Here is a 9,582-nt window from a genome sequence, read left to right as displayed (position 1 = left end):
CCATGAGGTCGGTGACGCAGAATGCGCCATCGATTGTCTTGTCCGAAAGCAATTCGCAGGCGGCCCTGTAACCGCTGTCGTAGGCCGTCGGACCGCCAGACCAAGCCACGACTTCGACACCTTCGATCCCCATGCGCTGGCTAAAGGCATTTGCCCGCCGAACCTGTGACGGGGTCTGGCTGCTGCTTGAAACGACAGCGACCTTTTTGCAACCGGCTTTGACCAGCCGCATGGCAGCAAGCTCGGCTCCGTGAGAATCGTCGCTCAGCACCATGCTGGTATCAGTTCTGTCGATGCGCTGGTTGATCAAAATGAGACGCACGCCATTGGCAATGCACTCGTCGATGATCGATGTGGGCGGCTCACCGGACAGTACGATGATAGCCTGCGCGCGAAACTCGAATAGAAGCTCGATGAGGGGCGCAATATCCTTACGCGCGTCGGCTGCGTTGAGCAGCAGGCACTGCAGGCCCTTTCGCAACAGGCCGATGCTTAAGAGATCAAGCTGCCTGGAGATGAATGGCGAACTCAGATTGGCGCCGACCACGCCGATGAGATTGGAGCGATCGCTCATCAATCCCTGCGCCAGGCGATTGACGCGATAACCAAGTTCGCCAGCCGCTTTCAGCACCTTGCGGCGCACCGATTTCGATACGCTGCCGCCATTGAACGTGCGCGATACAGCTGAGCGCGATACGCCTGCGCGTTTCGCGACTTCCTCTGCCGTCACAAATGTCTGTGCCATCAATCGTTCCCACCTGAACCAGAGCGCATATCACAGGGCATAAAGTGCAGGTTTTTCCAATCGAAAAATTCCGCGCCTCCGCCAAGCGCGCTCGATTTGGCGATGTCGATCCTGACAAGGATGCAAGGAAAAATGACAGCGATCTGCACCCTCGGCGAATGCACATGCAAAGCTGTTCGAAAAATCAGATTTTATGACAAAAAAATACAAACAAAAACAATAGGATAATATATTGATCGCGCGTGCATTTTGTCGTTGACAAAGTCGTCAATTCGATGAATCATGTGTTCCAGAAAGAGGGGCAAATGGAATGCTTATTCCATTGCTCTCGCCGAGGGTGAACGCCGGGAGGAGCCGTGCGTTTGCTAGCACGGCGGGCTGCAGAGGCCCGTCGATGGAGGACTAATTTCTTTTCCGCGCTCGATGCGCCAGGGCCGCCCGCTTGGCGGATGCTCTGCTGTGTCTGCTTTTGCCTGAGGCAGGCAAATCACGCGCGGCAATGAAGCCCGATTGGGAGGTACAATGGCACTTTTAAGCGATACGGCGAAAGCGCAAGCACCCGGAAACAGGAGTGCCGCAACACCGTCCGGGTGGCAGGCGTGGCGCTATCGGATCAAGGTCGCATTGCGCGAGCCAACGACACTGATCGGTGTCATGACGGCGCTGCTCTTTACCTATCTGATCGTCGTCCCCATCATTTCGATCATTTTCGACGCCGTTCGTGTTCAATTTGGGCACGAGCGACGGCTCGGCAAGGAGGTGGGAGATTTCACCTTCTACTATCTTGATCGCACATTCTTCTCGCCGGTGGCGACCGATCTCTTCTGGCACCCGCTTCTCAACACGCTGACCGTTGCGCTGGGCGCCATTGCCCTTTCTCTGGCGATCGGCACGATTCTGGCCTGGCTGATCAGCCGTACCGACATGTTCGGACGTCGGTGGTTTGCAACGGCCTTGATTGTCCCTTACATGCTGCCGGCCTGGACCTTTGCGCTTGCCTGGACGACCCTGTTCAAGAACCGAACGATCGGCGGACAGCCGGGTTGGTTCGAGGCGGTGGGCATGACGCCGCCCGACTGGGTCGCTTACGGTCGTTTTCCGATCACGATCATCCTTGCTTTGCATTATACCCCGTTCGTGATCCTGCTTTTCGGGTCAGCGCTCCGCCGCTTCGATTCCCAGCTTGAAGATTCGGCCCGTATCCTCGGCGCCCGGCGCCATCAGGTTGCACTCCAGGTCATTTTGCCTTTGATGCGGCCGGCGCTCCTGTCGTCGATGGTCCTGATATTCGCAAAGTGCCTTGGCGAATTCGGCGTTCCCTATGTCCTCGGCCTGCCTGTGAAGTTCGAAGTGCTTTCCACGTCGCTGTTTCGCAGCATCGCGTCTCGCCAGACCGGGGTGGCAGGTGTCGTTGCGGCCTCGATCATGGTGATCGGTATCATCACCTTGATGATCGATGCACGCCTGGTGCGCGAAGCCCGCCGTTTCGTCACCATCGGTTCGAAGGGCTCGATGAACCGTCAAAGCCGCTTGGGCAATATGCGTCTCCCGGCCACAGGTTTTGCGGCGGCGATCTTCCTGCTCAGTGTTGGCCTGCCATTGCTGACGCTCGCCTTGTCGACCGTCATGAGAATTCCTGCCCAGTTCACGCTCGACAACTTCACGCTCGACTATTGGATCGGCACCAATCTCGATACGGTCGCGCTGCAGACAGGCATTCTCCTCAGCCCGGATCTTTGGGCGGCGGCCGGCAACACATTGATGATCGTCGGTCTTGCATCCCTGACCTCTGGTATTCTCGGTCTCTTCGTCGGCTACGTCGTCATCCGCACACCGGTGCGTGCCTTGTCGGTCTATCTCCGCCAGGTGACGTTCCTTCCCTATCTCGTGCCGGGCATTGCATTTGCGGCCGCCTACCTCTCTCTGTTTGCCGTCCCGCGCGGGCCGATGCCAGCGCTCTACGGCACCGTGACTATCCTCGTGCTCGCCCTCATCGCTGATCAGATGCCTTATGCTTCCCGCGCCGGAATTTCCGCGATGACGCAKCTCGGCAAGGATCCCGAAGAGGCAGCACAGATCGCCGGAGCAGGGTGGTTGCGCCGCATGATCTCGATCGTGATCCCCATCCAGAAAGGTTCTCTGGTGACCGGCGTGCTTCTGCCCTTCATTTCCGGGATCAAGGGCCTCAGCCTGTTCGTGATCCTCGCCGTCCCGAGCACCGACGTGCTGACCACCTATTCCCTGCGGCTGGTCGATTACCACTACACCCAGGCGGCCAATGCCGTGGTCCTAATCATTGCCGGCATTGCTTATTTCGGCACGCTGATGGCCCAGAAACTGACCCGCACAAATCTTGCAGAAGGACTTGGAAGCTGATGCCTACGATCAACCTGCGCGGTGCGCAAAAAAACTACGGCGTGAATTCGGCAAATGCGGTCTCCGACCTCAATCTGGAAATTCGCGATGGCGAATTCATGTGCCTTCTCGGCCCTTCGGGCTGCGGCAAGACGACGACTTTGAGGATGATCGCCGGGCTGGAAAACCTTTCCGGAGGTGAAATTCGCGTCGGAGACAGGCTGATCGATTCCGTTGCCGAAGGCGTTTTCGTCCCGCCCGAAAAGCGCGAGATGGGTCTCGTCTTCCAAAGCTACGCGCTCTGGCCGCATCTGACGATCGAGCGGAACACCGATTTCGGCTTGCGGCTGCGCAAACTGCCGAAAGCCGAGCGTGAGGCACGCGTCGAGCGCGTGATGCAGGCGCTCGATATTGCCAAATACCGCGATCGCTATCCGTCACAGCTTTCCGGCGGCCAGCAGCAGCGTGTCGCGCTGGCACGCATGCTCGCCGTCAATCCGGGCGTCCTGCTTCTCGATGAACCTCTGTCCAATCTGGATGCTCGGCTGCGGCTCGAGATGCGCGCTGAACTCAAGCGGCTGCACAAGGAGTTCAAGACGACCATCGTTTTCGTGACCCATGACCAATGGGAAGCGATGACGCTTGCGACCACGATCGCGGTCATGAACGAAGGCACGCTGCAGCAAATGGGCACGCCCAACGACATCTATGATCGTCCTGCCAATCGCTTCGTTGCAGAATTCGTCGGCAGTCCGCCGATCAACATCCTGACATTTGGACAGCCGGGTGTCTGTGATATCGCCGACAAGGCCGAAGCCTATTTCTCGTCGCGCTATCCGGCTCTTTCCCACATCGGCTCTATCGGCATCCGGCCAGAGGCAATGGGGTATGTCCTGAAGGTAGAAGACGTGCCGCAAGGTGATTTTTTCGGGGAGATGACCGTTACCGGCGTCCTGCCGACCGGCGGCAGCTGGATCCTCGAATTGCGCAGCGAAAACCACACGCTGTTTTTGACGACCCACGCTCTACCGCGGCTCGACGGCGGCGAACGCGTGTTTTTCCATACGCCAGCCGAAGCATTGCATGTCTTCGACGGGCATGGAGAGCGAATTTCGGAGGCCGATACGCTGTTGAGGGCGCGCGCCTTCAATTGAAGACCCGCCACAAAGGATACGCTTGCTGAAGGAGGAACAGTATGAAGCGGACTWTGATTGGCGGCATGAACCGCCTGCTATGCGCGACCGCGGTCGCGGCCACATTGGGAAGTGCGGCAAGGGCTGACGAGCCCTTCGATCTTGACGGATTGATTGCCGCCGCAAAGAAGGAAAAGCCGATCACGGTGTATGACAGCACCGGCAAGATCGTGGAAATGGCAAAGAATTTTGCCAAGAAATATGGTCTTTCTGCCGAGGGCTCGAAGGTCAAGGCGTCCGCTCAGCTCGAGATGATCATTCGCGAGGCGCGCGCCAATAACATCCAGGGTGACGTTTCGATCGTCAGCGATGCGCCTGCCGCCGTGGCCCAGCTAATTCCGCAGGGTTTTGCCGAGAGCTGGCTTCCGCCGGATCTCGCCAGCAAGATACCGGCCGAGTATCAGGATCCCCTGACGGTCGTCACGAGCGCGAATGTCTGGGCCTATAACACCCAGATTTTCGACAAATGCCCCGTCACCAATATCTGGGAACTGACCGAGCCGAAGTGGAAAGGCAAAGTCGCGATGCAGGATCCGCTCGGAAAAGCGTCCTACGTTGACTGGTTCAATCAGATGGCAAAGCATGGTGACGACAAGGTCGCCCAAGCCTACAAGGAGCATTACGGCAAGGATCTGAAAACCGAAGAGGAAAGCTCCACCGCCGCTTGGGTCAAAGCGCTCGCGGCCAACGCACCACTCTTGACCGATGCAGATGCGGCCGCTGCAGATGCAGTCGGCGCGCCCGGTCAATCCGAGCCCTTCATGGGCCTCATCAGCTCGGCCAAGTTCCGCGACAATGCCGATCAGGGCATGAAGCTTGGTCTCTGCAAGGACCTGAAGCCCTGGGTCGGCTGGCTCTATCCCGGTGTTGGCCTCATTACAAAGGGAACCGATAGTCCGAACGCGGCCAAGCTATTCGTGCACTACATCATGACCGAAGAGGGCATCGCCCCCCAGGCGATCGACGGCAAAATGTCGACGAACAAGGACGTCAGTCTTCCGGCAGACGAGCCCTCCGGAATTGGCAAAGTTCTCGACCAGCTTCTGCCCTACGCCATGACGACCAGCCTCGATGACTGGGATGCCCGCGAAACGTGGCAGGACTTTTGGCGAGTGAACTACCAGAAATAATCGATGGAGCAGGGAGGGGGACATGACCATGTCGAATGAAGCTAGATCGGCAAAAAGAGGACTGATTCCCAGCATTGCTGCCCTTGCCTGTGCATCGGCACTTTGCAATGCGGTCCATGCCGAGGATGCGTTTGATCTGAACGGGCTGATTGAAGCTGCAAAAAAAGAACCGCCGATTACGGTTTACGCCGTCACCGGCAAAATCGTTGATACGGCGCAGGCCTTCACGAAGAAATACGGCGTGCAGGCCAGCGGTAAGAAGGTCAACGAGGCCACACAGATCGAATTGATGATCCGCGAGCATCAGGCCGGCAACATCGTCGGTGACGTCAGCGTCGCCACCGATGTCGCCGCCGCAATGGGCCAACTCCTGCCCGAAGGCATCGTCAAAAGCTGGGCGCCATCGGATTTGCGGAAGGATATTCCCGAAGCGCTACGCGATCCCCTGGTGATCGCCTCCGATGCCCATGTCTGGACCTACAATACTGAAAAATACGACAAATGCCCGGTCACAAACATCTGGCAGCTGACCGAACCGCAGTGGAAGGGCAAGCTTGCTATGCTCGACCTTTTCGACAAGCCCTTATATGCAGACTGGTTCAACCAGATCGAGATGCATCACGATGCCGATGTGGCCAAGGCCTATGAGGCACTCTATGGCAAGAAGCTCGACACCAGCGGAGAGAGCGCCACTGCCGCCTGGGTCAAGGCATTTGCCCAAAACGGGCCGTTGCTTTCGGACTCGACGACCGTCGCTGATGCGGCCGGGGCGCCTGGCCAGTCAGACCCATTCTTCGTGATCACGTCGACCGCAAAGTACCGGGATAACGAGGCAAAGGGCCTGAAGCTTGGCCTTTGCTCTGGTGTCCAGCCTTTTTCCGGTTTCCTCTATCCGGGTTTTGGCCTGATTGCCGCACAGACAAAGAGTCCGAATGCGGCAAAACTTTTCGTGCGCTACCTCATGACCGAAGAGGGAATAGCACCGCAGACGGCTGATGGGAAAATCTCCGGCAATTCAACGATCCAGTTGCCCGTAGACGAACCGTCTGGTGTCGCCGGCCACATCAAGGAGCTTATGGCATTCGATGCGTCCACAGCCGCTGCCGATCTCGACAAGCGTGAGAGCTGGCAGGATTTCTGGCGCATGAACTACAAGAAATAAGCGTCGAAGCCCGCTCTTTCGTCTTCTTCCTGGGAGGGAACCATGAACAGAAATGCGATCTCTTTTATAAGCCTGGCGACTGTCGTCGCTGGGTCTCTGATCTCCGTTGCTACGGCTGCAGCCGGTGACGCCGCCGCTATCTATGCGCTGATCAGCGCGGCCAAAAGCGAAAAGCCGATCAACGTCTACGACAGTACCGGCAAGATCGTCGAGATGGCCGAGAATTTCAGCGCCAAGTACGGTCTGAAGGCGACCGGTATGAAGGTTTCGGCCAACAGCCAGCTCGAGATGATTATCCGGGAAAGCCAGTCGAACAATGTCCAGGGCGATGTGGTCCTGATCACTGACGCTCCCGCGGCGTTGGCGCAGCTTCTACCCGAAAAGTTCGTCGAAAACTACGTACCTGCGGATATGACCGCGAAGATCCCTAAGCAGTTTCAAAATCCCCTGGCGATCTCCACCAATGCCAATGTCTGGGCCTATAATACCGAAGCCTATGACAAGTGCCCTGTCGCCAATATCTGGGAACTGACGGAGCCGAAATGGAAGGGCAAGGTTGCGATTATCGATCCACTGACAAAGGGAAATTATACCGATTGGTTCAACCAACTGGAGGCTCACGGCAGCGACGCTGTCGCCGCCGCTCACAAGGCCCGGTTCGGCAAGGAACTCGATACGAGCGAGATGAGCGCAGCGGCTGCCTGGATCAAGGCCTTGGCGCAGAATGCGCCACTGGCGACCGACAGCGATGATCGCATCTCCGAGGCCGTTGGCGCGCCTGGCCAGAAGGAACCGTTCTTCGGGCTGCTCAGCTCGGCCAAGTTCCGCGACAACAAGGACAAGGGTTACAAGCTCGGCATCTGCACAACACTCGAGCCCTGGGTCGGTTGGAACTACATCAAGCTCGGCCTGATCGCGTCCAAGTCGCAGAGCCCGAATACGGCAAAGCTCTTCATCCATTACATCCTGACTGAAGAGGGCATTGCGCCCCAGATGAAGGACGGCAAATTGCCGACCAATATCGACGTCAAGATGCCCGACGACGAGCCGTCAGGTCTAATGAAGGTTGCCGACAGACTGCAGGCCTATGACTCATCGACCGGTCTTGATGATTTCGACCGGCGCGAAGAATGGCAGGATTTCTGGCGCTTAAACTACACCAAGTAGGCAACCTCCGGCGCTCCAAGCGCCGGGATCTATCCTGAAATGACAGACTGGATATGCTCATGCAAAGCTCTAATCGCGACAAGCTCGATCCTCAGACCGAGGAGCCCCTTCTGCGCTCCCGTCGGTTGATGGAAATTGCAAAAGGTGCGGCACTTGCCGTTCGTGAACCACTTCTCGCTGCCTTCCGATCCAACATTTCGGTCGATTACAAAGTCGATCTTCACGACATCGTCACCATCCACGATAAACAGGCCGAGAACGCTATCCGCGCCTTCATTCTCGAACATGAACCCAATTCGGCCATCATGGGGGAAGAAGGCGGACAGGAAGGAAGCGGCACCATCCAGTGGTATGTCGATCCGATCGACGGCACGGCAAACTTCGCCCGCGGCCTTGCCTTCTGGTGCGTCGCCATTGCCGCGGTGATCGATGGGGAGGTTGTTGCCGGCRCGATCTACGATCCTGTCGCCGGAATGATGTTCAGCGCAGATATCAACGCTTCCAGCCTAAACGATCAGCCTCTTTGTTCGTGGTCGGTTGGTGAAGAGGTGCACGCGACACTGATCACCGGCTATCCGGTTGCGCGTGATTTTCGATTGGACGGTCGGGAGGTTGCGCTCGCCAATATGGGCATGCTCGTCGAGACATTTTCGACGCTACGCCGTCCCGGCAGTGCGGCTCTGAGCATCGCACATGTCGCTGCGGGTTGGGCGGACGCTGCCGCGGGATTTGGCGTCAACGCGTGGGACGTGGCAGCAGCCTCGTTGATCCTGAAAAATGCCGGCGGGAACTATGAACCACTAACACTCGGCAAGGTCCCGCTGGGCTCTGCCGATTTTCTCTGCCCTGGTTATATCGCAACTGGCGCTGGCGCAAATTACCCGACATTGGAACGTGTGGCGCGATCCATTTCCAGTGAAAGGGATGCCAGGGCGGCCGCTTAGGCGGCTCACTGGACGAACCATCGGCGGGTTCTCCTTCCTGCCCGCCTGATTATCTTGGTCCGTGGCCGATAGGCGCGGTGCCGCTCGGAGACAAACATGACAAAACCTGAAATTGCAATCGGACAGGAAGATCAGCCTCTTCCCAAGCTTAGCCTGATCTACGAAGCGCATCCTCTTTATGGGGTCGACCTGTTCATCTCTGGGAAGGAAGGCGCGAGCGATCTTGGGCTTCTTCGAAAAAACGGCATCACGACCGTCGTCAATTGCGCCGTCAATCTCGATTTCAATTTTGTGCAGCAGGAGAAGATCGTTTCCGATCACGAGGGCAGCATCTACGGGCCAGGCGAGATCCGCTACTACAAGATCGGACTGATCGACGGCGTCGGCAATCCGCAAACGCAGATGGTGGCCGCGCATTACATCCTGCGTGCAGCACTTGAACAGATCCTGCCTGACAAACCATCCTATCCGCGCCGCGATCGGGGCAGCGTGCTGGTCAACTGCCGCGGTGGACGTTCTCGATCTGTCGCCGTGGTTTCGCTTTTCCTGCATCTGACATTGCCGGACGAGTTTCCGACCTTGGACGACGCAATCACCTTCGTTCGGCTGCGGCGAGAATTGCCTGCCGATGAATATTACAAGGCGCCGAAGCCGGTTCTCGCCGAGGCTGCACGGCGGGCCGCAGAATGGATCAGGATGATCGACGCTGCTCAATAACCCCGCTTATTATGGTTGGTGTCGATCGCCCTTTGTCTACGGTGCTTCATGAAACGGCAAACTTCCARCAGCAGGCCAAGGGATCTGGAAGACCTTAAGAATATGATCGCGGCGCGTGTGATCGTGTTTGCCTGTCGGTCCGAGCGCGTCGCCCGGCTTGCCCTTGAAA

The 9,582-nt window shown here is 57.7% G+C and carries 8 protein-coding genes; 7 read left to right on the top strand and 1 reads right to left on the bottom strand.

From position 1 onward, the window contains the following. Positions 1-745 (bottom strand): LacI family DNA-binding transcriptional regulator (locus tag AC1D35_RS33325; protein WP_477942128.1); only part of this gene is annotated, 745 nt, incomplete at its 3' end. A gap of 522 nt (positions 746-1,267) precedes the next feature. Between AC1D35_RS33325 and AC1D35_RS33320 the strand changes: the two genes are divergently transcribed. The 7 genes from AC1D35_RS33320 to AC1D35_RS33290 all read left to right on the top strand — a co-directional run bounded on the left by AC1D35_RS33320 (position 1,268) and on the right by AC1D35_RS33290 (position 9,413). Continuing rightward, entirely contained in the window at positions 1,268-3,121 is a 1,854-nt protein-coding gene (locus AC1D35_RS33320; RefSeq protein WP_477942126.1) for an ABC transporter permease, read from the top strand. Continuing rightward, entirely contained in the window at positions 3,121-4,254 is a 1,134-nt protein-coding gene (locus AC1D35_RS33315) for an ABC transporter ATP-binding protein (protein ID WP_477942124.1), read from the top strand. The genes AC1D35_RS33320 and AC1D35_RS33315 overlap by 1 nt, the downstream gene beginning before the upstream one ends. 41 nt (positions 4,255-4,295) lie before the next feature. Next, complete coding sequence (locus AC1D35_RS33310; RefSeq protein ID WP_477942122.1) at positions 4,296-5,423, top strand: ABC transporter substrate-binding protein; 1,128 nt, start codon at positions 4,296-4,298, stop codon at positions 5,421-5,423. A 28-nt stretch (positions 5,424-5,451) separates the two neighbouring features. Then, positions 5,452-6,585 (top strand): ABC transporter substrate-binding protein, encoded by a 1,134-nt coding sequence (locus AC1D35_RS33305; RefSeq protein WP_477942129.1) that lies wholly within the window; start codon positions 5,452-5,454, stop codon positions 6,583-6,585. A gap of 42 nt (positions 6,586-6,627) precedes the next feature. Continuing rightward, positions 6,628-7,752 (top strand): ABC transporter substrate-binding protein, encoded by a 1,125-nt coding sequence (locus AC1D35_RS33300; RefSeq protein ID WP_477942120.1) that lies wholly within the window; start codon positions 6,628-6,630, stop codon positions 7,750-7,752. A gap of 59 nt (positions 7,753-7,811) precedes the next feature. Beyond that, positions 7,812-8,696 carry an inositol monophosphatase family protein gene (locus AC1D35_RS33295; protein WP_477942118.1) on the top strand — a complete coding sequence of 295 codons (885 nt, stop codon included), beginning with the start codon at positions 7,812-7,814 and terminating at the stop codon, positions 8,694-8,696. Positions 8,697-8,792: 96 nt separating this feature from the next. Beyond that, complete coding sequence (locus AC1D35_RS33290) at positions 8,793-9,413, top strand: dual specificity protein phosphatase family protein (RefSeq protein ID WP_477942116.1); 621 nt, start codon at positions 8,793-8,795, stop codon at positions 9,411-9,413. Positions 9,414-9,582: the final 169 nt, after the last annotated feature.

It is taken from the genome of Rhizobium sp. P1_E6 (genome assembly GCF_056405875.1).
This window is presented reverse-complemented; position numbering and strand designations above follow the sequence as displayed.